Raw genomic sequence first — 23,885 nt, 5'->3', positions numbered from 1 at the left:
TTTTAATTGTTTTGCACCAGTTGCTTTTCTAGCGCCTCGCACATGGCGCTATCGGTTGCATTTTCGGCAACCAATATTTGACTAAAGCCCATCTGGGCCGCTAGCTCTCCGACCCGCTGCCCGGGCACGAGCAAGGGCCAAGAGAGCCAAGCGTCGGGTGGCGATGTCGGCTTCGATGCCTGTAACAGCGACACCACATTCTGCAGTGATTCACCGCTGTGCACACTGAGCCAAGCATCACCTTCGCTTAAGGCCTGCGCAACAGCCTGCTCAGCAGCACTGGGCAGGGCTCGACGATAGAGCTCGCAATAATCTACCTGGGCGCCTCGCGCTTGCAAACTATCGCCAAGATGGGTGCGCCCGCCTTCACCCCTAAATATTAGGATACGTTGGTCTCGAACCTGCGCCATCTGCTCCGTTGCCAGCAGCGACTCGCTGTTCATTGCTTCGCTCACCGCCATGGCACCAACCACCGGCAAACCGGCGTCGAGTAGGGCTTCCCGCGTTGCGCTGCCAATGGCAAAGAATTGGCAGGCCGTCGGCAATTGCGGCCAAAATTGGTCGAGCCATGCGCAACCGTAATGCACCGCATTTTGGCTTACAAAGATTGCCATATCATAGCGGTCGAAGTCTAAAATCCGCTGGCGTATCGCCTGTACCGCCGCACTCGTATCGACCGGCGTTATCTCGAGCACGGGCACCGATAACACCTTAAAACCCAAGTTTTCGAAGGCCAATTGGGTCTTTGCCGCCTGCGCTGTCGGCCGCGTTAGCCAAATCCTCGGCTTCATGCGTTAGCGTACACCTCGGCCAAAATTTTATCTGCACCGGCACCAATTAGACGCTCGGCCAAGGCTACACCCATTTGCTCAGCCTGCGATACATCGCCGCGAATGTCATCGCGCAACAGGTTTTTTCCATCGACACTGGCAACCAAACCTCTTAGCCACAACTGCCCTTCTTGATGGATCGCAAAGCAGGCGATCGGCACTTGGCAGCCGCCCTCTAAGCGCTTATTCATAGCCCGCTCGGCTAACACTTGCTGCGCAGACAATTCATGATGTAGCGGCGCGATTAACGCCTGAATGGCACTGTCGTCTGTACGGCATTCGATACCCACAGCGCCCTGGCCACCCGCTGGTAATGAATCATCGGTGAGCAAAAACTCTTTGATTCGCGCCCTTTCACCTAGGCGAATCAGCCCCGCAGCGGCCAAGATAATGGCATCGTAGTCGCCGGCATCGAGTTTGCCCAAGCGGGTGCCGACGTTACCGCGCAGAAATCGAATCTGTAGATCTGGGCGACGCGCCAAAATTTGCGCCTGGCGACGCAAACTCGAGGTGCCCACCACACTGCCCTGGGGCAAATCGGCTAGCTTTTCATAGCTGTTTGAAACAAAGGCATCGCGCGGATCTTCGCGCTGACAGATAACCGATAAACCAAGCCCGTCGGGAAACTCCATCGGCACATCCTTCATGGAGTGCACTGCAATATCGGCTTCATTGTCCAACAAGGCGGTTTCTAACTCTTTAACGAACAAGCCTTTTCCGCCCACTTTCGCCAAGGGCACATCGAGGATTTTGTCGCCCTTACTGACCATGGGCACCAGTTCAACAAGCAGCGACGGATGCAGGGCTTCGAGACGATCTTTTACGTCGTTCGCTTGCCAAAGTGCCAAAGCAGAAGTGCGCGTTGCGATGCGCAGGCGTTGAGTCATGGAGCTATTCCTTACTGGTGATCAGGCATGCTTAAAAGTTTGTGCGCGCTATCATACCAGAGCGAACCACCAAAGCCGTAGGGATTAGCCTTAGAGCTTGGACAACAGCTCCTTCAGTTGTGGCACGTGTCGGCGACTCACCACAGGCTTAGTATCAAGGCCGGTTAGGCGCAATTTAAAATGGCCATCAGTACTGCGCTCCATCGCCTCAATGTACTCAATCGCCACCAGCGAATTGCGATGCACCCGTATAAACCGACCGCTAAACTCTTCCTCCAAATCTTTTAAGGTATCGTCGATCAAGGTCTCACCAGCCAAGTGATGCACCGTGACATATTTTTGATCGGCAATGAAAAAGCGCACGTCCACAAGGCTAATAAGTTCCACACCGCGACGAGTTTTAGCACTGATATGCTGGCGGCCCGAATGCTTTACCGGCGCCTCTTTCATGGCTTCTAGCTGCAAGCGGTTGAGCTTAACCGCTTTATCCAAGACCTTCTGTAGGTCGGCTTGCTGCACCGGCTTTAACAGATAGCCAACGGCGTCGGTACCGAAAGCATCCAAGGCATATTCATCATAGGCGGTGCAAAAAATAATGGCCGGCGCGTGATCGAGCTGGGCAATGCGCTTGGCCACCGCAATTCCGTCTTCGCCGGGCATACGGACGTCGAGCAACACCACGGCCGGATCGTGCTCTTCGATGGCCGCCATGGCCGCCTCGCCATCGGCGGCTTCTGCCACCACGTCGAAATCCGCCAGCTCCTCCACCAAACGGCGCAAACGTGCGCGCGCCAAGGGCTCGTCATCAACAATGAGTAGATCCATCTATCCCTCCAGGGGGTAATTTATACGCACCACAAAGTGCTCATTTTCAACACCGGCAAAACAGCGCGCCCTTGGACCAAAGTGCACAGCCAGGCGCTCGCGAATATTCGCCAATGCTATACCATTTCCGGGTGTTGGCTCAGCTTGGCCGAGCGGATTGCGAACCATTAGACGCATTTGACCGCCGTCGCCTTGTATGTCTATTTCTAATAGCCCGCCCTCGCGCCGCGCACCTATGCCGTGGTAGAGCGCATTCTCCAGCAGCGGCTGCAACAGCAAGCTCGGAATTAATGCCGACTCGGGTAAGTCGCCCACTTGCCAATGGATTTGCAGGCGCTCGCCCAAACGGGCCGACTCCATATCTAAATAGCGATGCGCCAACGCCAACTCCTGAGCCACTGGCACCAACGCCGCCTCCGACAGGCTAGCCCGAAACAGCGCGCACAAATCCTCCACCATGCGCTCGGCGCGCTTGGCATCCATGGCGATGAGGCTGGCAATACTGTTCATAGAGTTAAATAAGAAATGCGGCCGGATACGCGATTGTAGCGCTTGAATACGCGCCTCCAATTCGGCTCTTTCGCGCCGCTGCAGCTGCTGCTGCAGGTAAAAATAGTGCAACCCAATACCGGCAAATATCGCTGCCACTACCAGATCGGCGCCTAGGGAGGACCAATCTATCGGCAGCTCGCTCCACCAATAACCCAGAAAAAACCATTGCCCGAGCAGCGCGAAGCAAAAAGTGAGCGCCAAGATCAAGCCATAACTTGCCAGCAGTGCTAACCACAGAGGCCAGCGCACAAATAGCACGCGCAATCGGCAGATACAGCCAGCACTGGCCAAGGTGACCCACTGCACCATCAGCGAGGTCAGCGCTAAATCAATCCAATTCAGCCCCTCTAGGCCGTCATTATTGAGCTCGAGCAAAATAGCCAAAAGCTCAGCGATGACGACCAGGCGCAACAGCGAGGGGCCGGTGCATAAGTTGGGTAGATAAGTCGCGCCTTCAATTGGCTGCTTGGCAGTCAAACGTCCTCTCCTTGCATTAAAATTATTATTCGACAAGCACTGTAGATATTGCGCAACCTAAAGCGGCGAGCCACCCAAACAGACCAAACTAGCGCGTAGCTCCACCCTTGGCGGCTAAATATTGCGCGCTTGCATCGCCTATGGTCGCCACAGCCGGTATAATGCGCGCCTTTTTCACACACTAGCTAGCCGGAAGAGTGGCCTGGCTGTTTCTGTACAGAAACAGTAACGCATACCATTTCAGCAACTTCAGAACCGATAGGCAAACGCGATGAGTAACGACAATAGCATCAAACCTTGGGGCGGCCGCTTCAGTGAAGCCACCGACGCTTTTGTGGAGCGCTTTACCGCCTCCGTCAACTTCGATCAGCGCCTATATCATCACGACATCAACGGTTCCATTGCCCACGCCACCATGTTGGCGAAGGTTGGCGTACTCACCGAGGCCGAGCGCGAACAAATTATCGAAGGCCTAGAAGCCATTCGCGCTGAGATAGTCGCCGGAAAATTCCAGTGGTCGGTGCAGCTCGAAGACGTGCACATGAACATAGAGTCGGCACTCACGGCGCGCATCGGCATCACCGGCAAGAAGCTTCATACGGGCCGATCGCGCAATGATCAAGTGGCAACCGACATTCGTCTGTATTTACGTGACGAAATCGACGCTGTGGCCAAGGAGCTGACCCGTCTACAACAGGGCTTGGTCGAGCTCGCTCGCACCAACGCCAGCACCATCATGCCGGGCTTTACCCACCTGCAGACAGCGCAACCGGTCACCTTTGGCCACCATTTACTGGCCTGGAATGAAATGCTAGAGCGCGATTACCAGCGCCTAATGGATTGCCGCAAGCGCGCCAATCAATCGCCCCTCGGCGCCGCCGCGCTAGCCGGCACCACTTACCCCATCGATCGCGCCTACACAGCGCAATTACTGGGCTTTGAGGCACCCACAGAGAACTCACTAGATTCTGTCTCCGATCGCGATTTTGCCATTGAGTTCTGCGCCTTTGCCAGCCTACTCATGACCCACCTATCGCGCGCCAGTGAAGAACTGGTGCTGTGGACCTCGGCACAATTTAATTTCATTAACTTACCGGACAGGTTCTGCACTGGCAGCTCGATAATGCCGCAGAAGAAAAACCCCGATGTACCCGAGCTAGTGCGCGGTAAAACTGGCCGAGTCAATGGCCACCTGATCGCACTGCTCACGTTGATGAAGTCCCAGCCGCTGGCCTACAACAAAGACAACCAAGAAGACAAAGAGCCACTGTTCGACGCCATCGATACAGTGAAAGACTGCTTGCGCGCCTTCGCCGATATGATTCCCGCGATTCAACCGAGCAAAGACGTGATGTACGAGGCCGCCAAGCGCGGATTCTCCACCGCAACAGACCTCGCCGACTACCTTGTGCGCAAAGGTGTCGCCTTCCGCGATGCGCACGAAATTGTCGGCAAGAGCGTGGCTTACGGCATCGACAGCGGCAAAGACTTATCTGAGATGAGCTTGGAGGAGCTGCGCCAGTTTAGTAACACCATCGAGCAAGATGTCTTCAATGTCTTAACCCTCGAAGGCTCAGTTGCCGCGCGCAATCACATCGGCGGCACAGCCCCCGCACAAGTGACTGCAGCCAGCGAGCGAGCGGCGCAAAAGCTAAGCCGGCGCTAGGGCACTGCTGTCTCACAAAAAAAGACATGACCATCGTTAGGCTTTAAACCTCACAACATATGTGACATCTGGGCGTATATTTGGACATGAGTTTGGTGCCCGCACTAGCGACACGACGTGAATAGATCCATGTAGTCTCAACACCCGCATCCCTGCGGGTGACGGTCACTAGTGCGGGCACCAAACTCTCCCGCGACATAACTGTGGGACAGCAGTGGCGCTAAGGCCAATTTAAGGGGGCGCTCAGCCGCCCCCTTGCCTATACTAGAGCACGCGACCCCACTAGCGTGACACCATGGCAGCCGACGAAAAAGTACAACAACTTCTCACCTCCATCGAATTGCTCAAGGCCGAAAATCGCCAGTTGCAAGCGACTCTTGAAAACTACGCACAGGGGCTGCAATCGCGCGACAGCCACGAGCGTTTTTTCGATCAATGGGCGAGTCGATTAGCCAGGCCCGAAATTAATCAAGATATTCACCTCGCCCTAGCCGCACTCAATTTGCATCTAGCGCTTGATTTTCTAACCCTATTTGATTTCCGACCGGAGCAAAGCGCCTTTCAATACTGTCATGGCTACCCACCAAGAGACCCAGCCGCGACAGATGCAACCAAGCCCAAGTTAAATTACCCTTGGCTATTCAAGCGCATGCTGAAAAATATGGTGGTGGTTATTCAGCACCGGGATGATCTACCGCCAGAAGCGCAAATCGATTTCGACACGCTCAAAGCGCACGACATTGAATCTTTGGTTGCCATCCCGCATTTTGGCGCCAATGGGCTCATTGGCATCGGCACCTACGGGCTCAATAAAGCCCGCTTCCAATGGCAAGCACCTCAGATAAAACTGCTGGAAGATTTTACCAAAATCGCCTTTAGCCATATCGCGCAGCAACGCTTACTCGACCACCAAACAATCAGCGCAGATGTTCTCAGCAGCGTGCTTGAATCGGCCAAGGTTGGTTTTGCAATTTGGGATAGAAAAAGTGTTGACACCACCTACTCACCCAACTGTGCCAAGTTACTCGGTTATCACGAGCATGAGAACATTGACGTCTTTTCGCACATTCATCCCGATGACCAGCCCCTCGTTATCGAAAAAGTAACCCACACAATAAAAACCGGGCTAAACCACTCAGTTATTTATCGAGTGCTCGACAAAGATAAGAATATCCACTGGTATCAACAGCACGCCAGCACCATCAGAAAAGACAGCGATGGAAAAGTTAGCAGGGTCATTAGCAGCTTTATCAATATTGACGAAGAACACCAAGCTAAGCAGGAGCGCAAGCGGCTAAGGCGGCTCGAATCCGAGCTATTTAAACTCGTGACGCTGATTCATGCCGACCACGCCGTTAATTCAGACATCAACCAATTTACCCTGCGCTCGCTGGTAAATTTAGTGCCCGCCGAGCGATGCTTTATCTGCGTGCGATCCAATGCCGATGAAGCATTAAGTCTACGTTACGAATGGACCGCCGAGGGCATTAAAAGCCTAAGCGACCTATTCAAGAGTCTGCCCAATAAAAATTCGGCCTACTTCTCCGATGGCTCGCCCATTGGCATCGACCAGGTTACCGAGCAAAACCGGAAGCTCATTCCCATTGGCGACGACTGTCAATCGGCATTAATAATTCCGATAAACGCCATTCGAAATATGGCCACATTTCTTGTGCTAGAGCGGGTGAGCTATTGTCGGGAATGGAGTAACATCGATAAACGATTCGCCTCCACCATCGCCGATGCACTCGGCATTCACTATGTGCGCACCCGTCTAACCAAAAAGCTCATTCGCAGTGAGCAGCGCTTTCGCGAGGCCATGGAAACAACTCAGGATGGCATCTGGGAGTGGGATTTAGAAACTAATGCCGTCTACCTAAGCCCTGGCCTACTGCGCATCGCCGGCTACGAGGCCGACGAACTCCCGCACAAAGGTAAAACCCTCGCCAGTTTTTCCCACCCCGAGGAATTACCGCGGGTAAAAGCCGAAATGGATAAATTAAAGCGCAACGAAATACCTTTCCAAGAAGGCCTCATCCGCTGGATACATAAAAGCGGACGTACAGTGTGGGTGTACGGCCGAGCCCGCTGTGTAGAGCGGGATAACGCGGGCAACATAAAACGGCTTGCCGCCGTAGTAAGTGATCACACAAAAATTATCAAACAACAAGAGGCACTAGAAGCGGCTCGTAAAATTGCCGATGCGGCGAACACCGCAAAAACAGAATTTCTGGCGCGCATGAGCCATGAGATAAGGACGCCCATGAACGCTATTCTCGGCATGGCGCACCTAGCAAAAGACACAGACCTCAATGAGCAGCAAAGCACCTACATCGAACACATTGATCAAGCTGCACACTCACTGCTACACATCATTAATGAAGTATTAGATTTCTCCAAAATTGAAGCGGGAAAACTTTCACTCGAGTATCTGCCCTTTAGGTTTGAAACCCTATTCGACCAACTGGACAAATTACTCAGTTTAAAAGCCAGCGAAAAGGGTCTTGAATTGTTGTTTCAACCAGACCCAGAAATTCCCGAGTATTTAGAGGGCGACTCATTAAGAATCGGGCAGATACTCACAAATTTAGTCACTAACGCCATTAAATTTACCGAGACAGGGCAGGTACTGGTAAAGGCCAGACTGATCAATATTGAAACCGACAAGATACGCGTAAAATTTTCCGTACAAGATTCCGGCATCGGCATTTCCGATGCGCAGCTAACCCAACTATTTAACCCTTTTACCCAAGCCGATGGTTCAACCACTCGGCGTTTTGGCGGCACCGGCCTGGGCTTGTCTATTTGCAAACGCTTGGTCAATTTAATGGGCGGCGAGATTCGCGTCGACAGCAAAGAAGGTAGCGGTAGCTGTTTCGAGTTCGATATCAATCTCATGCCTTGCACGCAAGAGGCAATGCCCAGCCAAGATATTCCTAAATTGTCCGCGCTCAGAACCCTCATCGTCGACGACAACCCAACGGCACTCGAGGTCATTAACGCCACCGCCAAGTCACTTAAACTAGACACCCATATCATGAACAATGGCAAGAGCGCGTTGTCTGCTATGGCAAATAATAGCGGCCAATACGACTTGATTCTCATGGACTACGCCATGCCCGATATGGACGGCGTCAGCGCCAGCAAAGCGATTAAACAACTACCGCAAAAATCACCACCCATGATCATAATGGTGTCCGCTTGCGATAGGGAACAGATTATGACGGCCGCGAACCGCGGTATTATCGATGGCTTTGTCAGTAAGCCGATAACCCAGTCGCGACTGTACAACGCCATTACGCGGGTACTGGGCACTCAACCTAGCCCGGAGACATCAGCGGCGAAAAGCCAACGCAGCTGGCCGCAACTTAAAGATATACACCTGCTGCTCGTTGAAGATAACCCGGTCAATCAAAAAGTCGCTCAAGGCCTGCTGCAAAAGCAGCAAGTGAACATCACCATCGCCAACAACGGGCAAGAGGCCATTGATATCCTGTTGGCGCACGATCCCGCCTACTTCAAAGCCGTGCTGATGGACGTGGAAATGCCATTGGTCGACGGCTATCAAGCAACACAGTTTATCCGCCAGAAGCCAGAATTCCATGCCCTTCCTATTATTGCCATGACGGCCCATGCGATGAAGAGCGATCAACAAAAGTGCCTAGATGCGGGTATGAACGCTTTCGTCCATAAACCGATTAAACCGGCCGTTTTGTACGATACCTTAGCCAGTCAAATTCGCCGCTAAGGCAGGTTAAATCAATGAAACATGAGTTTAATTTTTAAACTAAGCTAGATAGTCTGGGATGTTGTGGCCTTGGGTGTTGCTTGGCCATAAAGGATGTAGTGACGCACACAAGATAACACTCAAGATAAAGAGAAACCGTGCCCATCATGGATAAGAAAGCACTTAAAAATCAAACGCTTATCGAAGCGCAAGCCCGTATCGCTGAGCTCGAAGCCGAGCTTAAAGCGGCGCGTCAGCCGACCTCTGTACAACCAGACGGCCCAATCGCGCTTGCGGATGCCGAGAGCTGGTTGCGTCGTATCATCATAAAACTCTTCGATAAAGACGACTCCGGCTCACTCAATGATGCCCTCGGCGCTCTCGGCGCTTTCCTTGAGGTGGACGAGTGTATTCTCGCGCGCGTGCACGAAACCGACCTATCCGTACAATTATTCTGGCAAAAGCAACCCGACACTCAACGCCTCAGCGACTTGGCCCAGCTTAACCTCACGCACATGCCAGAAGCACACCAAAACATGCTGCAAGGTAAAGCCAGAATTGATAACGATGTACTGGCCGGTGGCTACGCCAATGCCAGAGCTGAAAAGCTTATCAGCCATTTAGGTATTGGCGCCTACATCACCGTACCCGTGCTGCATCACGGCAAACTTCATAGCTTTTTAGCCGTATTACAACGGGATAAACCCCGGCATTGGCACTCTAACGACATACATGTGGCGGAGACCTTTGGCACAGTCTTAACCCTAGCGCTGAGCCGGCAGCAAGCAAAGCTAGATTTGAGCACCAGCCAAGAGCGGTTTCAAAATGCCATGGCAGCAACGCGTGATGGCATTTGGGAATGGAACCTTTTAACCCATGAAATATACCTGAGTGATGGCTTTTATCGCATGCTGGGTTATGAGCCACAAGAATTCCCAGCATCGCTTGAAAACTTAACCCGGGTCATTCACCCGGACGAACGACCGTGGCTAAAGAAGTTTATCGCCCTTGGCAATGGCACGCGAAAATTTAAACACACAGGCACCACGCGCGAAATCCGCTTTCAACATAAGGATGGCACAACAATCTGGTGCTTCGTGCGCGCCAAGCTCACTCATACAGATAGCCAAAATTTGCCACTCAGAATTGTCGGCGTAAATTCTGACATCTCGAAATTTAAAGCCGTTCAAGAAGAGCTGTCCATTGCCAAAACCCTAGCGGATTCGGCCAACCAAGCCAAGAGTGAATTTCTCGCCCGCATGAGCCACGAAATTCGCACCCCCATGAATGCCATTATCGGCATGGGCCACCTACTCTCCGACACTCGGCTCAATAGAGATCAAAAGGACTATTTAACCAACATTGATCAAGCCGCAAACGCCCTGCTCTCGCTAATCAATGAAATTTTGGACTTCTCCAAAATTGAAGCCGGCACCATTGTGTTAGAGCACACCCATTTTGATCTAGCCGACACGCTTAACAAGCTTGCCAAAAAAACCGCGCCAATAGCCGAGAAAAAAGGTCTCGAGGTGTTATTTCACATGGAGCCGGAGGTGCCTCACTTTCTCAAGGGCGATTCCCTAAGGCTGCGCCAGGCGCTATTAAACCTGATCGACAATGCCATAAAATTTACCGAGCAAGGCGATATTCAAGTCAACATTAGCAGCGCGGAAAACAACAAAGATTATGTCGCCTTAAAGTTTGAAGTGCGCGACACGGGCATCGGTATGAATCCGCAACAAATTAGCGAACTTTTTACGCCCTTCATGCAAGTTGATGGCTCTAGCCGACGTCGATTTGGCGGCTCTGGTCTCGGCCTAACGGTGAGTAAACACCTGATTGAATTAATGCACGGTAAGATTGCTGTCACCAGCGAGGTTAACAAAGGCAGTGTTTTTTCTTTTACCGCGCGCTTCGGCCACAGCCAAATCGGCTCCATACCCATGCGCGACAAATCGCAAAGGTTGCGCCATCTAAATACCTTGGTGGTGGACGACAATAAAGCTGCTCGGCAAATTCTCACCAACCTTGCCACCCATTTAGACCTAAACGTTACCGCCGCAGGCAGCGCCCAAGAAGCCTACGATCTCTTAAAACAAGCCGACAGCTCCGGCATCAATCCGTTTGATCTCGTGCTCATGGATTACAGAATGCCCCATATAGACGGCCTAACCGCAAGCCATGTAATAAAAAACGAGTGCCAGCTCAGCCATATACCTGCGATTATTTTGGTTTCAGCCCACCATCGGGACGAAGTATTTCAAAACGAGAACAGCGACTGCGTCGAGAACTTTATCTCTAAACCCATTAGCCAGTCGCATTTATTTGATGCCATCGCTGAAGTTTTTGGCGACAGTGTTTTCGAAACTGACAAAGATAGAATTCCCGCCGAGAAAGTCGCTGAAACCCTGGAAAACTGCCACATTCTTTTGGCTGAAGACAACATTGTCAATCAGAAAGTTGCCGTGGGCATTCTCAAGAAGATGAAAGTGAAAGTGACTGTCGCCAATAATGGCCAAGAGGCCATTGAGCATCTCAACAACAACCCCTGCAACACATTTGACGCAATATTAATGGATATGGAAATGCCCGAAATCGATGGCTACGATGCAACTCGAAAAATTAGAGCAGGGCAACACTGCGCAGCTATTCCCATCATCGCCATGACCGCACACGCCATGCGAGGCGATAAAGAACGCTGCCTGCAAGCGGGCATGGATGGCTATATTACCAAACCGGTAAAGCCCGAACTGCTATACCATACGCTCGCGACTTTTATTCAAAAGCAAATATCACAACAAAAAACGCTTTAATAGAATATCGATCACTGACAACATGCGATCCGTTGAGATAACGCACGACCCAATCTCCACTAGTTTAGACCGCGATACGGTTGCACAAGTGAAAGTTCGCTTTCTCGCACTCAACGATCAGCGTTTTCAACAAGCTAAGCAGCATTTAAGCTCCAGGCAGCAACAGTGCCTCGAGCTACTGCCTCTACTATTACATTTCAATCACCCGAGGCTGCCCGGCTATCAAAGCAAAGCGACGCCGTGCGGTTTTTCTAATTACAGCCCAACTAATCAACAACTCCAAGCGGCAAAATCATTGGCTAAAGGCTTTAAAGCGAATACCAGCCAAGCTAGGAAGCCTCCACTACTCGCCCTTTATGTGATGGGAAGCACAGGCACCATCGCACAAAGCCATAAGAGCGACATGGATTTTTGGCTTTGCCATAGTGCAGAAATCCCACAATCAGCACTCGCTGAACTGGAAAAAAAATGCGCCGCGCTAACCCAGTGGGCCAAGGACTTTGAACTAGACTGGCATTTTTTTCTAATGCAACCAGAGGCCTTCAGTCAAGGCGAACACGGTGAACTATCGAAAGAAGGGTCCGGCAGTTCGCAACATTTCTTGTTGCTAGACGAATTTTATCGCTCGGCCATCTTACTGGCGGGCCAAATACCGCTATGGTGGTTTATCACAACCACAGAAAAAAACGCCTACCGCAAAGCCAAAGACTCGATGATCGAAAAAGGGTTTTTACGCCCGCACGAGTGGCTGGATTTTGGCCCGGTAGGCGACGTACCGCCCTCTGAATTTGTATCAGCTGCCATTTGGCAACTCTACAAATCAATTACCTCACCGTTTAAATCCCTGCTAAAACTACTCATTCTTGAGGTTTACCTCAGTAAATACCCGCGTGTATTTACACTTTCCGATCGAATGAAAATGTTTGTTTATGCCGGTCAGTTCAACACCACTTCGCTAGACCCTTACCTGATGCTTCTGAACGAACTATCCTCCTACTTCATCGAGAGAAAGGAGTTTGAGCGGCTAGAGCTCATGCGCCAGTGTTTCTATTTTAAGTTGCAAAGGTCCTTTCAATCACTGGAAAAAGATAAGCGCGCCGTCGAACTTTTGCGCGCGATAGAACAATGGCAATGGCAGCCCATAAGTTTTGCACACCTAGATGCCAGCTCTAGCTGGAACGCGCAACAAGTTATGAACGAAAGACGAAGCGTGATAAATGAACTGACGGCCAGCTATAAAAGTCTTTTAGACATGGCTAGGCATTCACAGCCAAGCATCAATGTTAATAGTCAAGAGATCACCGTCCTTGGGCGAAAGCTACACGCTGCCTTCAGCAGAACCACCGGTAAAATTGAGCTTATTAACCCAAACATTAGCAACGATATACTGGCTAAGTTCGTGGTCTTACTCTGGGATACAGCCGCAGGTAACTGGCAACTCTATTTGACCAATGGCCGCTGGGAAAAATCCAGGTCGCCTATGAATGTCAGCAGCAACATTGCAGAACTATTTTGCTGGGGCCTACTCAACAATATTATCGATATTAATACTCGCATTAAAATTCAGGGCAACCTCAATCTAACGGCACCAGAGGTATCTTACTTAGTAAATCTATTTTCAAACCTAGAGTTAGATAGATATTTAAGCCCAACACATACAGCCTTTACTCAGCCGGCGCAATTGAGTTTTGTTGCCGTACTCACCAACGACCCAACCTTTTTGCAGCGCGACAACAGATTAAATGAAAAATCTTTCGAATTAGACCCGCTTAACACCAGTGACGGATCACTGGTGAAAAACTTTAGCGTTTTATCAATTAATTCATGGGCTGAGGTGCGGGTACAGAAGATTGGCGAAAAGCTCGAAGACTTACTGCACTGGCTTGTCGGTCAAGCAACCACCAATGCCACTGTACAAGTTCGCAATCTCAGCCTACAAAGCGCCGCCTTAATAGAGCAGCGGTTAAAGCTCTTGTGCGATACCCTATTGCAGCACACAGGAAGACATACACCGGAGAAAGACGCTCATCATTTGTTTGTCACCCTAGCCGATGAAAAATTTCTTTTAGTTCACTTCGATCATGGCTGGCAGGTGAGTAGCTTCGGCTCGAGCAGCGATCTATGGCAAGCACTATCTCAACCGGCGCCGAATTACCGCTCGCTCACTGTCGACCCTGCGTGCCACCATCACAAACTTATTCGAGCATCAGGTTTAACGCCGCTGACCGAGCTCAGCTCGAATAGCATTCAAATACTGTTTCGCATCGATGGTGCCAGCGCTCATGTTTACTGCAAAGATGAGCGCGGCAGCCTGTTTTATTTCGAACAAGCCTTTCACGATCAAGATGCGCTACTAAAACCCCTACACCATTTTCTGCGCGCGGTACTGCACAGAAACCCGATTCGCGGTGCGCAACCAATGTTTGGCATCTTTCCAATCGAGTTTTATGAAGTACTGGAGCGCGCCGAGACGCTAAAACTGGAGCGTCGACATGCAACCAGTGCCATCGGCAATATGCGTTTATTTGATTTACAGTTTTGCATCGAATCTTTGGATTTAGCGCTGGCGCCGAGCCAATGGCAATTGTCGGCCTGGCTTAACGGCGAGGCCATAGCACCCGATACCGGCGCGGGCTTGTTCCACACTGTGGCTCGCACTATCTTATCCCACCGTCAATCCGGTCAGCGCTACCCCTGCTACATCACAGATTTAGACTTATCCCTATGTGAGCACCAGCTGCCCCATTTCGATCAGCTGCAAACCAGTCATTACCTCAAGCTGAAATTCCAACTAGAGCGGGCGCTTAATCACGCCCTAAAAAGCCTGTAGTAGTTTTGCGCGAAAGTCGTTGAATTCGCAGGTTGAGAGGATGCCTAGCCTAACGCTATACTTGCAGCCCTATTTTTTAAGGGGTTTGCCCATGTCCAAGGCAATCTTTCTACTGTTCGCGTTAGCGCTCCTCACCCTGTCTGCTTGCGGTCAAAAGGGTCCTTTAGTGGTGCCGCAGCCCGAGCAATCCGACAATACCCAGACCCAACCGACACCCTAGGCTCAATACCATGTCTTACTTTCCTCGGCAGCAGGCGCACCTGTATGCAGAAGCGCTGCCCCTAGCCGACATTGCCCGGCAGTTTGGCACCCCAACGTATGTTTATAGCCGCGCGGCGTTAACCGACGCCTACAACCAATATGCGACCGCCCTAGGCGATCACGACGGCCTAGTGTGCTTTGCCGTTAAAGCCAATTCAAATCTCGGCGTACTCGGGCTATTAGCGGATTTAGGCGCGGGCTTCGATATCGTTTCTGAAGGCGAGCTAGAGCGGGTACTGCTCGCTGGCGGCAAACCCGAGCGCATCGTCTTCTCCGGGGTTGGCAAAACCGCCACCGCCATTCGCAAGGCGTTAGAAGTGGGCGTGCACTGCTTTAACGTCGAATCAGAGGCCGAACTCGAGTTATTGGCCGATATCGCTAAGCAGCTGGACACCAAAGCGCCGATTTCTCTGCGGGTAAACCCCGACGTGGACGCCCAAACCCACCCCTATATTTCCACTGGGCTGAAAGAAAACAAATTCGGTATCGATATTCAGCGCGCCCCGCAGGTGTATAAAAGAGCGGCGGCACTGGGCAGCTTGAACATCGTCGGTGTCGACTGTCATATCGGCTCGCAGTTAACCCAGCTCACGCCCTTTATCGACGCCTTAGATCGTCTATTAGCATTAATCGATACCTTAAAGGCCGATGGCATCGTGCTAAAACACATTGATATCGGCGGCGGCTTGGGCGTCACCTACCGGGATGAAACGCCACCACCCATCGGCAGCTTAATCGCGCAAGTGAAAGAAAAGTTGCAAGGCCGCAATCTCGCTCTAGTGATGGAGCCCGGGCGGTCCATTTGCGCCAACGCCGGCGTCTTGTTAGCGGAAGTGTTGTTTCTTAAGCCGACCGAACACAAGAATTTTGCCATTATCGATGCCGCCATGAACGACAACATTCGGCCCGCGCTCTATCAAGCCTGGCAGGATGTTCAGCCGGTAGAGCTGAAAACGACCGAGGCCAAAACCTGGGATCTGGTTGGCCCTGTGTGCGAAACCGGCGACTTTTTGGCCAAAGATCGCACCCTAGCCCTTGCCGCCGGTGACTTGATCGCAGTAATGTCCACAGGCGCCTATGGTTTTACCATGAGCTCGAATTACAACAGCCGGACTCGCGCCGCCGAAGTGATTGTGGATGGCAACCGTGCTTATCTAGTACGCGAGCGCGAAACGCTGGCAGATTTAACCCGTGGCGAGTCTTTACTGCCCTAAACATCGCACACCTTACACTTAAGGTTAGGAAACAACATGCGCTTGCGCTTTAGTAAAATGCACGGTCTGGGCAATGACTTCGTCATGATTGACGCCATTAGCCAAAAGGTGCGGTTGAGCCCTGAAAAAGTGCGCAAGTTAGCCGACCGGCGCTTTGGCGTAGGCTGCGATCAAGTGCTGATTGTGGAAGAACCGAGCAACCCCGATGTGGATTTTCGCTATCGCATTTACAACGCCGATGGCTCTGAAGTGGAAAACTGCGGCAACGGCGCGCGCTGCTTCGCAACCTTCGTGCGCGAGCGCAAGCTTACCGGCAAGAACAGCATTAAAGTCGAAACCTCGGCCGGCATCATGGAGCTGCATGTAACCAATGGCGACGAAGTGCGCGTAGACATGGGCGCGCCCATTTTAGCGCCCGCTGAAATCCCCTTTATCGCACCGGCACAAGCACCTAGCTACTCGCTTACCTTAGGCAGCGAACACTTCACCATTGGCGCCGTCTCCATGGGCAACCCTCACTGCGTGCTGGTGGTGGAGAGCGCAGCTAATGCCGAGGTGGAGCGCCTAGGGCCGCTGTTAGAAACGCATCCAGATTTTCCTAAAAAAGCCAACATCGGTTTTATGGAAGTGGTGTCGCGCAATGAGATCAATTTGCGGGTATTCGAGCGCGGTGCCGGTGAAACCCTCGCCTGCGGAACTGGCGCCTGCGCTGCGGTAGTAGCCGGCCGCTTGCGCGACCTGTTAGACTCAAGCGTAACTGTCAACCTTCCTGGCGGCAGCTTAACCATTGAATGGGCGGGCGATGCAAGTTCGGTGTTGATGACCGGGCCAACGGCGCAAGTCTTTCAAGGCCAAGTAAAAATATAACAGCAAGGATTGTTTACTGTGTCTGACCATGCCATTAGCGACGCAGAAGTAGCCAAATACCTCTCTGAAACGCCAGATTTTTTTGAGCGCCACGGCGAGCTTTTAGCCGATCTGCTACTGCCACACGACAGCGGCAACGCCATTTCTTTGGTGGAAAGACAAGTCGCTGTATTGCGCGAGCGCAATATGGACATGCGCCACCGGCTCAGTAAGTTGCTCGACAATGCCCGCGACAACGACAAGCTATTCGACAAAACCAAACGCCTGGTTTTAGCGCTGCTCGAAGGTCGCAAAGCCGAGGACACTATTAATTCCCTGTATTACAGTTTCGACAAAGAATTCCAAATTCACTTTACACGCTTGATTATCTTCCGGCCGCAACCGGGCAAAATCGGCCAGGCCCGCTGTGTCACCCTGCACGATGCGAAAATTCCGTTAGCGAAAATTCTAAAAACCCAAAAGGCCATTTGCGGCCAACTGGGCAACGAAGAGAAGGCCTATTTATTTGGCGAGCAAGCACCGCTGGTAGGCTCGGCCGCCGTGGTACCGCTTATTCACGGCACCTGCTTCGGCTTGCTGGCCATCGGCAATCGCGACGCCACCTACTATCGCTCCAGCATGGGCACCCTGTTTCTGAATTACATCGCGGAAATTCTCAACCGCACACTGCCCTACCAGCTGGATCATTGATCCATGGGCGCGTCATGACCGACACGCCACTACCATATAGCGACGAAATATCGCGCTTTTTGCGCTACCTTGAACGCGAGCGCAACCTATCCCTGCACACGGTAGCCGCCTATCAGCGCGACCTCAGCAAACTGCAACACTGGGCTAAGGATCAAGATCTCGCCCTAACTGGGCTCACCGTGCACCATCTTCGCAGGGCCTTAGCGCAACTGCACCGGCAGGGGCTAACCGGGAAAAGCCTCAGGCGCTGGCTATCGGCGCTGCGCAGTTTCTTCGCCTACGGGATTAAACAAGCTTGGTTAAAACACGACCCCAGCGCCGGCATCAGCGCGCCCAAAGTAGACAAAAAATTACCCAACACCCTCGATGTGGACGAAGTGGGTAAGCTACTCAGCTTTAACAGCGACAATGAACACAGTGCGCGCGACCGGGCACTGCTAGAGCTCACCTACTCCTCGGGTCTGCGCTTGGCCGAGTTAGCCAATTTAAATCTCACCGACTTAGATCTTGCCGACGCCACCGTCACCGTCACCGGTAAGGGCCGTAAAACCCGCATACTGCCGGTGGGGCGCTTGGCTAAAGCCGCCTTGCAGCAGTGGCTAAAGGAGCGCGGGCAATTTACCAGCGGCGATCAACCAGCCCTGTTCGTCAGCAGCCGCGGCACGCGCATTAGCCACCGCCGCATTCAGCAGTTGTTCCACGCCTATAGCTTGCAACAAAGCCTCGATAAATCCGTACACCCGCACATGCTGCGCCACTCTTTCGCCAGTCACATGCTCGAATCTTCAGGCGATTTACGCGCGGTGCAAGAATTGCTGGGCCACGCCAATATTGCCACCACACAAATTTATACCCACCTCGACTTCCAACACTTAGCCAAAGTTTACGACCAAGCGCACCCCCGCGCCCAAGCGAAAACCACGAAGGACAGCACATTCACTAAAGACCGCACAGAAATCGCGGGCTTTGACCCTAGCCAGCCCTGAGCCTACCGTGCTAGTCTCATAGCACAGACGTCAAAAGACCACGCGCTTGCGCTGGCACAGTCATAACAACAAACACGTCTGCATTGGGGTAGGTGTAATTTGACCAGCGGTATCAAACTCATTAGCTTTGATTTAGACAACACGCTTTGGGACGTGGAACCTGTTCTCCATGCCGCGGAAGCAACCACACAAGCTTGGCTCGAAGAATTCTGCCCCAAATTGTTCAAGCGCTTTAGCGCCGAGCAGTTGCGCCAGGCGCGCATGGAGTACTGGCACAACCACCCAGAATTTAGGCATCTCATCACCCGCGTTAGGCGCGACAGCTTGCGCATTAAGATGATCGAAGCCGGTTACTGCCTGCTAGACGCCATCGAACTTGCCGACATGGCCATGGAAATTTTCCTCGACGCCCGCCATAAAATTCACTTCTACGACGACGCTCTCGCCACCCTGAATCAACTATCACCCAGCTATACACTAGCGGCCATCAGCAATGGCAACGCCAACCCCAAGCGCTTGGGCTTGCATCAGTTCAGTTTTCACTTGAGTGCCGAGGAAGTCGGCGCCGCCAAACCCAGCCCAGAGCCCTTTGAACTGGCCATGGCCATGGCGGCAATCAGCCCCGATCAAATGATTCACGTCGGCGACTGCCCAAAAGATGACGTTGCCGCCGCCGCTAGCCTTGGTATTAAAACCATCTGGCTAAACCGCAACAACCAAGCCTGGCCAAGGGCAGAAGTTCAACCCGATCGCACGGTGACCACCTTAAGCCAACTGGCCAACGCGATTTTTGAATTGGAACAACCCAATCACAGCTTTCAAGCGCAATCAGCCTAAGCCGCTTAGATGGCAGAACTGAAACACAGTAAAACCAAAACCAGCTTCTACCGGCGGCTCTACATCGCCTATCTTATTGATCGAGGCATCAATACGGTACCAGCCATAACCGCGGCCACCGGCATGCCCAGACGCACCGCTCAGGACACGCTTTCGGCACTGCACGAGCTCGGTATCGAATGTGAGTTTGTTGGCGCCAACAAAGATGGTCACTATCGCATTCGCCAGTGGGGGCCCATCAACCAACAGTGGCTGATAGACAACCTAAGGCTGATTCAACACACCCTCGAATACCCCGCGCTATAAAACCCCGGGACACAAAAAAGCCGAGCTTAGCTCGGCTTTTTTCTAACACTCATCGCAGTTACTTAGACGCCGTCACCATGTGATCGACCGCGGCCTTGATCTCATCGTCGGAACAATCCATGCACAAGCCCTTTGCTGGCATGCCGTTCAGGCCCTTAATCGCGTTGGTGTATAGCGCGTCAGTACCTTGTGCAATACGCGGCGCCCAGGCCGCCACATCGCCAAGCTTAGGCGCACCGGCGGCACCTGTCGCATGACAAGTAAAGCACTTAGTCGAATACACTTGCTCGCCAGTGCGCGGACCTGAAGCCACAGCAGCAACTGGCGCCGCAGCACAAGATTCGCCTTCCAAACATGATTTACCAGCGGGCGCGATACGGTCGGCAATCTCTTGGTTGCGATCGGCCAACGTTACCATCGACAAACTCAAACCCAGACCGGCGGCGGCAAGCAAACTAAATACCTTTTTCAACTGGCTCACTGAAAATCCCCTATTATTCCCCAATGGCCACAATTGGCCGAAAGGCTGCATTATAGCCACAAAGAGTGCCCTGCGGAAACAACGCCGTAAACGCACCAACCATAGACGAAGCCGCGCCGGATGCGTATCATGCGCGCTTTCCACACCGCGGCTCGCCTCAGTGGGATGAATGAAGTTTAAGCACCCATAGCTCAGCCGGGCTGTGATCAGCTGGGTGGAGCCGGAATCAGCGAAGCACTGCTTCGCCCGGCGCAACGACCGACAGCTATGCTGGCGGGCCGGCCCCGAAGGGGAGCGCGTAGCGGTCTATCCGCTTAGCTGAGCAGCACAAGATTCAAAACGTACGAGAGCATCCAGACTCGTACGAAAAAGTTTAAGCACCCGTAGCTCAGCTGGATAGAGCGCTGCCCTCCGGAGGCAGAGGTCTGGGGTTCGAATCCCTTCGGGTGCGCCAAATAAAAAACCCCACGCCAAAAAGCGTGGGGTTTTTTATTTGGCAAATCCGGAGGATTTGATGAGAACCCCCGGTTCGAGCCGGAGCGAAGCGGAGACCAGCGACCAAAGGGAGCTCATCCCTACGGAAACTCGTGCCCAACCCACGCCTCTCACCTAACCAAGCGTGGGGTTTTTTATTTGGCAAATTTCGTTAACCGAAATTGCCGGCCATTGGTCAATTGACCGATGGCGTTCACTCGGCATGCAGGAGCCCTGCATAGACGCCTCGTTCACCCAAAGGATTTGATGAGAACCCCCGGCTCGAGCCGGAGCGAAGCGGAGACCAGCGACCAAAGGGAGCTACTAATTGTCAGGAACAATTTAAACCGCGCCAGCGCCGCGTAGCGGGCAGGTGCAGGATGCACCTGAGTTACAAAATATCTGGAACATTTTGAACCGCAATAGCGCCGCGAAGCGGGCATGGGCAGGACGCCCATGAGTTACAAAATATCTGGAACATTTTGAACCGCAATAGAGCCGCGAAGCGGGCATGGGCAGGACGCCCATGAGTTACAAAATATCTGGAACATTTTGAACCGCAATAGCGCCGCGAAGCGGGCATGGGCAGGACGCCCATGAGTTAATCCCCCTCCTCTCACCAAAACGCAGTCAAATTTAAACTCCTTTCTGCCTCACGAAACGAATAGTACGGCAGCGCTTTTAGCCAATGCAGTTCCTGTGAACATCTGTTAAGCATTAGGCCGGCTTTTTCAAACTCACATTCGACAAAAAACATAACGCGTGGGCCCGACCATCCTGCTGCTTGCTGAAATGCCGGCAGGGCGCCCATCACCCAACCACTTCACCGCTCCAACAGTGCTTTCCATGCACTGAGTCGCTCGCGCCACATCCATGTGACTTGCCTATAGGACGTAGGTACACTTGGTGGACAGGACGTCCAAGGAAAGTGTCATGAAGTGGTTGGGTGAAGGGCTTTCGCAGTTGGGTGAGCGCAGAAAGAAAGGCGACACCATGTCGCTGATTAATACTGTTTTGCAATTTCAACTCAACAAGCAAGGATGAACTATGACTGACAAGATAATGCAATTAGTGCATTGCACCTACTCTAATGGTGATATTGATTACGAATGGAATAAGGATGTAGGAGATATTTATCACACTTTGAAGCGTTAGCTGTGTACTCACTCGGCTTTGCTGACATCTTCAAAACAATCATCGCAGGTTATTGGCTCAGAGCTTTTTGTTTTATCCAATGTATCGCAATTTCCAGTGGTTCTGTTTTACTAGTATCGTGTCCTAATGATGGAAACAGAACATACTCAAAAGGTCTGCCCTTGGCTTTTAGTACATTTAGGTGCTCTACACACATTTTGACTGGGATCTGTATATCTTGTTCCCCAAAAAGCCAAAGACTCGGTATTGACAGAGTGCTCAAATAAATTTTTGGATCTGTAGCTTTAAACTGGTATTTATCAGGGTCATTTTCAGTGTGGTAACGCGCATCTTCATCAGTATGATTTTCCCAAAAATCTTCTCGACCATTGGTATAGAACTGAAATCTGAGCTGCTCTAGCGTGGTGATTGTTGGACTACTAAAGAGGACCATAAATTCTACTAACGGATTTCTAGCTGCGGTGATTGGAATAATCCAGCCTGCTTGACTTGCTCCAACAAGACCAATTGGCAAATTTTTGCTATGCTGGTGAATAACATTTATCGCTGCACTTGCGTCTTTTGCTAGCAGAGTTAGATTATCAACATTGATATTATTGGTTCCCACCTGCGGTCCAACATAAACTCCACCAGACTCTCCAACTCCGCGCTTGTCATAGGTCAAAACTAGCAAACCATTCTTGGCTAATAACTCTGCCAACTGTGTCATACGTGGTACTGGATCAGAACCATGCACTAACACAACTGCGGCTTGAGCATCTTTAGGGTCATATATGCTCCCAGCTAATTTAACGCCTTCGCTTTCAAAAACTATCTCTTTGACCAAGATGGAGTCCTTCGCCTGATTTGGAGAACGACTTTGATATTCGCCGATTGTAGTGCAACCTGATGCAAAAAATAGTAAAAATAACAGAAAACTTTTTAACACAATATTTAGGTAATTCATGAGTAGCAATTCTCCAATGAACAGCTAACGCCCGCAGCATGGGCAAAGTTGAAGCGCAGCGGAAACTTTATCCAAATGGCTGCGATTGTTAGGCATTTTTTCCGCACTCTGATCGTACTTACTTTCCAGCTCTTCAACGCCTTGCTGAAGCTTCTCCATGTGTTCGGCATCAGCTTTTGAATTGAACTCAAATTGCGCATCCAGCTCCTTAACATTTGCACCTTTGGAAATTAGATAATTCACTATTTCTTGATGCCCAAAGTCGTCCGCTACTTTCAATGGAGTGAAGCCGCCTTCACCTTTCTGTCGGATGTTAATTCCATTTTCCACAAGCAGCATGACTGCTTCAAAATCCCCCCATACGCAGACACAATGCAAAGCGTTATCACCGAAGCTGTTCGTGTCATTTATATCGCTTAAGTTGACGCCAAAAAAATCTGGAACACTCTCGACTTGATTCAGCAAGTCTCTTACAGCCTGTTTCATTGCGTATGCCTAACGCCTTTGTCAGTTGCGTTTTGGTTGTAGTGGAGTTTTGGGGTAAAGTGGCGAAGCCACCCCAAAACGGAGCGTAGACCAAAACGTCAACTGGACAAACTTGTTACATGCATTACTTGAATCCATTTATATCAAGCTCTTCACGTGTTTCGAGCACTGTAAGAAAGGGCTCATTAAAGTGCTTACTCTTTGCTGTATATGAAAGACCAATTTCTCTAAGCGGCTTACTTGTCTCCCATTGCTCAGATATTTTTTGATGATAAGCATTTCGGGCTTTGTAAAATAGAACACCCAACCAAATGATGATCGTAGGTAAGGCTGCGACTCCTAAGGTTCCAATAGCAGACTGAACATCATAGGATTTGAAAATAAGCATCACAATTAGGCCACCACAAATATACAGAGACCAATAAAACTTGGTTTTCGAAGCTTCATATTGATCATAGCATGCGTCATATTCAGGCTGAAGCACGTCTAGTTGCCTCATAGAACAAGCAATTGTTTTTCGTTGTTCTTCGTTAAATACCATATTGGCCTCTAGGGCATGTAACGCCTTAATAATG

At 51.4% G+C, this 23,885-nt stretch carries 19 protein-coding genes and 1 tRNA gene; 12 read left to right on the top strand and 8 right to left on the bottom strand.

Translation table 11 applies throughout. The annotated features are described in order from the left end of the window. Window positions 1-2: 2 nt before the first annotated feature. From QWY82_RS04845 to QWY82_RS04830, 4 genes are all read right to left on the bottom strand, one after another. Window positions 3-791: a uroporphyrinogen-III synthase gene (locus QWY82_RS04845; RefSeq protein WP_290260399.1), complete on the bottom strand. Its 789-nt coding sequence runs from the start codon at window positions 789-791 to the stop codon at window positions 3-5. Then, entirely contained in the window at window positions 788-1,717 is a 930-nt protein-coding gene (gene hemC, locus QWY82_RS04840) for a hydroxymethylbilane synthase (protein WP_290260397.1), read from the bottom strand. Before hemC ends, QWY82_RS04845 begins: the two co-directional genes overlap by 4 nt. A 90-nt stretch (window positions 1,718-1,807) precedes the next feature. Next, the gene (locus QWY82_RS04835) at window positions 1,808-2,542 is read right to left on the bottom strand and encodes a LytR/AlgR family response regulator transcription factor (protein ID WP_290260394.1); all 735 of its coding nucleotides are present in this window, start codon (window positions 2,540-2,542) and stop codon (window positions 1,808-1,810) included. Then, a complete protein-coding gene (locus QWY82_RS04830; protein WP_290260393.1) occupies window positions 2,543-3,571 on the bottom strand; it encodes a sensor histidine kinase in 1,029 nt (342 codons plus the stop codon). It abuts the gene before it with no gap. A gap of 271 nt (window positions 3,572-3,842) precedes the next feature. On the opposite strand from QWY82_RS04830, the gene argH reads away from it, so the two are divergent. From argH to QWY82_RS04775, 11 genes are all read left to right on the top strand, one after another. Next, window positions 3,843-5,237: an argininosuccinate lyase gene (gene argH, locus QWY82_RS04825; protein ID WP_290260390.1), complete on the top strand. Its 1,395-nt coding sequence runs from the start codon at window positions 3,843-3,845 to the stop codon at window positions 5,235-5,237. Between the two features lie 295 nt (window positions 5,238-5,532). Then, window positions 5,533-8,985: a response regulator gene (locus QWY82_RS04820; RefSeq protein WP_290260389.1), complete on the top strand. Its 3,453-nt coding sequence runs from the start codon at window positions 5,533-5,535 to the stop codon at window positions 8,983-8,985. Window positions 8,986-9,131: 146 nt separating this feature from the next. Next, the gene (locus tag QWY82_RS04815) at window positions 9,132-11,777 is read left to right on the top strand and encodes a hybrid sensor histidine kinase/response regulator (protein WP_290260387.1); all 2,646 of its coding nucleotides are present in this window, start codon (window positions 9,132-9,134) and stop codon (window positions 11,775-11,777) included. Between the two features lie 22 nt (window positions 11,778-11,799). Next, window positions 11,800-14,607 (top strand): class I adenylate cyclase, encoded by a 2,808-nt coding sequence (locus QWY82_RS04810; protein WP_290260385.1) that lies wholly within the window; start codon window positions 11,800-11,802, stop codon window positions 14,605-14,607. A gap of 91 nt (window positions 14,608-14,698) precedes the next feature. After that, window positions 14,699-14,827, top strand: coding sequence for an LPS translocon maturation chaperone LptM (gene lptM, locus QWY82_RS04805; RefSeq protein ID WP_290260383.1), 129 nt, complete (start codon window positions 14,699-14,701; stop codon window positions 14,825-14,827). 10 nt (window positions 14,828-14,837) lie between these two features. Next, window positions 14,838-16,082: a diaminopimelate decarboxylase gene (gene lysA, locus QWY82_RS04800; RefSeq protein ID WP_290260381.1), complete on the top strand. Its 1,245-nt coding sequence runs from the start codon at window positions 14,838-14,840 to the stop codon at window positions 16,080-16,082. A gap of 36 nt (window positions 16,083-16,118) precedes the next feature. Beyond that, a complete protein-coding gene (dapF, locus tag QWY82_RS04795) occupies window positions 16,119-16,949 on the top strand; it encodes a diaminopimelate epimerase (RefSeq protein WP_290260380.1) in 831 nt (276 codons plus the stop codon). An 18-nt stretch (window positions 16,950-16,967) separates the two neighbouring features. Continuing rightward, window positions 16,968-17,639: a DUF484 family protein gene (locus QWY82_RS04790; protein WP_290260378.1), complete on the top strand. Its 672-nt coding sequence runs from the start codon at window positions 16,968-16,970 to the stop codon at window positions 17,637-17,639. Window positions 17,640-17,653: 14 nt separating this feature from the next. Further along, entirely contained in the window at window positions 17,654-18,625 is a 972-nt protein-coding gene (xerC, locus tag QWY82_RS04785) for a tyrosine recombinase XerC (protein ID WP_290260376.1), read from the top strand. A gap of 99 nt (window positions 18,626-18,724) precedes the next feature. Beyond that, window positions 18,725-19,462 (top strand): HAD family hydrolase, encoded by a 738-nt coding sequence (locus QWY82_RS04780; RefSeq protein ID WP_290260374.1) that lies wholly within the window; start codon window positions 18,725-18,727, stop codon window positions 19,460-19,462. A gap of 9 nt (window positions 19,463-19,471) precedes the next feature. Continuing rightward, a complete protein-coding gene (locus QWY82_RS04775; protein WP_290260372.1) occupies window positions 19,472-19,768 on the top strand; it encodes a winged helix-turn-helix domain-containing protein in 297 nt (98 codons plus the stop codon). 58 nt (window positions 19,769-19,826) lie between these two features. Here the strand turns inward: QWY82_RS04775 and QWY82_RS04770 are convergent, their stop codons facing one another. Beyond that, window positions 19,827-20,240, bottom strand: a complete 414-nt coding sequence (locus QWY82_RS04770; RefSeq protein ID WP_380736120.1) for a c-type cytochrome — start codon at window positions 20,238-20,240, stop codon at window positions 19,827-19,829. Between the two features lie 386 nt (window positions 20,241-20,626). Here QWY82_RS04770 and QWY82_RS04765 point away from each other — a divergent pair. After that, window positions 20,627-20,703 (top strand) — tRNA-Arg (locus QWY82_RS04765). 1,224 nt (window positions 20,704-21,927) lie between these two features. On the opposite strand, the gene QWY82_RS04760 is transcribed toward QWY82_RS04765, so the two are convergent. The 3 genes from QWY82_RS04760 to QWY82_RS04750 all read right to left on the bottom strand — a co-directional run bounded on the left by QWY82_RS04760 (window position 21,928) and on the right by QWY82_RS04750 (window position 23,851). Then, a complete protein-coding gene (locus QWY82_RS04760; protein WP_290260370.1) occupies window positions 21,928-22,824 on the bottom strand; it encodes an alpha/beta hydrolase family protein in 897 nt (298 codons plus the stop codon). Window positions 22,825-22,848: 24 nt separating this feature from the next. Continuing rightward, window positions 22,849-23,310, bottom strand: a complete 462-nt coding sequence (locus tag QWY82_RS04755) for an ankyrin repeat domain-containing protein (protein WP_290260368.1) — start codon at window positions 23,308-23,310, stop codon at window positions 22,849-22,851. 124 nt (window positions 23,311-23,434) lie between these two features. Continuing rightward, on the bottom strand, window positions 23,435-23,851 hold the full coding sequence (locus QWY82_RS04750; protein WP_290260366.1) for a hypothetical protein: 417 nt from the start codon (window positions 23,849-23,851) through the stop codon (window positions 23,435-23,437). Between the last annotated feature and the right edge of the window lie 34 nt (window positions 23,852-23,885).

This window comes from Simiduia curdlanivorans (assembly GCF_030409605.1).
GTDB classification, from domain to species: Bacteria; Pseudomonadota; Gammaproteobacteria; order Pseudomonadales; family Cellvibrionaceae; genus Simiduia; species Simiduia curdlanivorans.
This window is presented reverse-complemented; position numbering and strand designations above follow the sequence as displayed.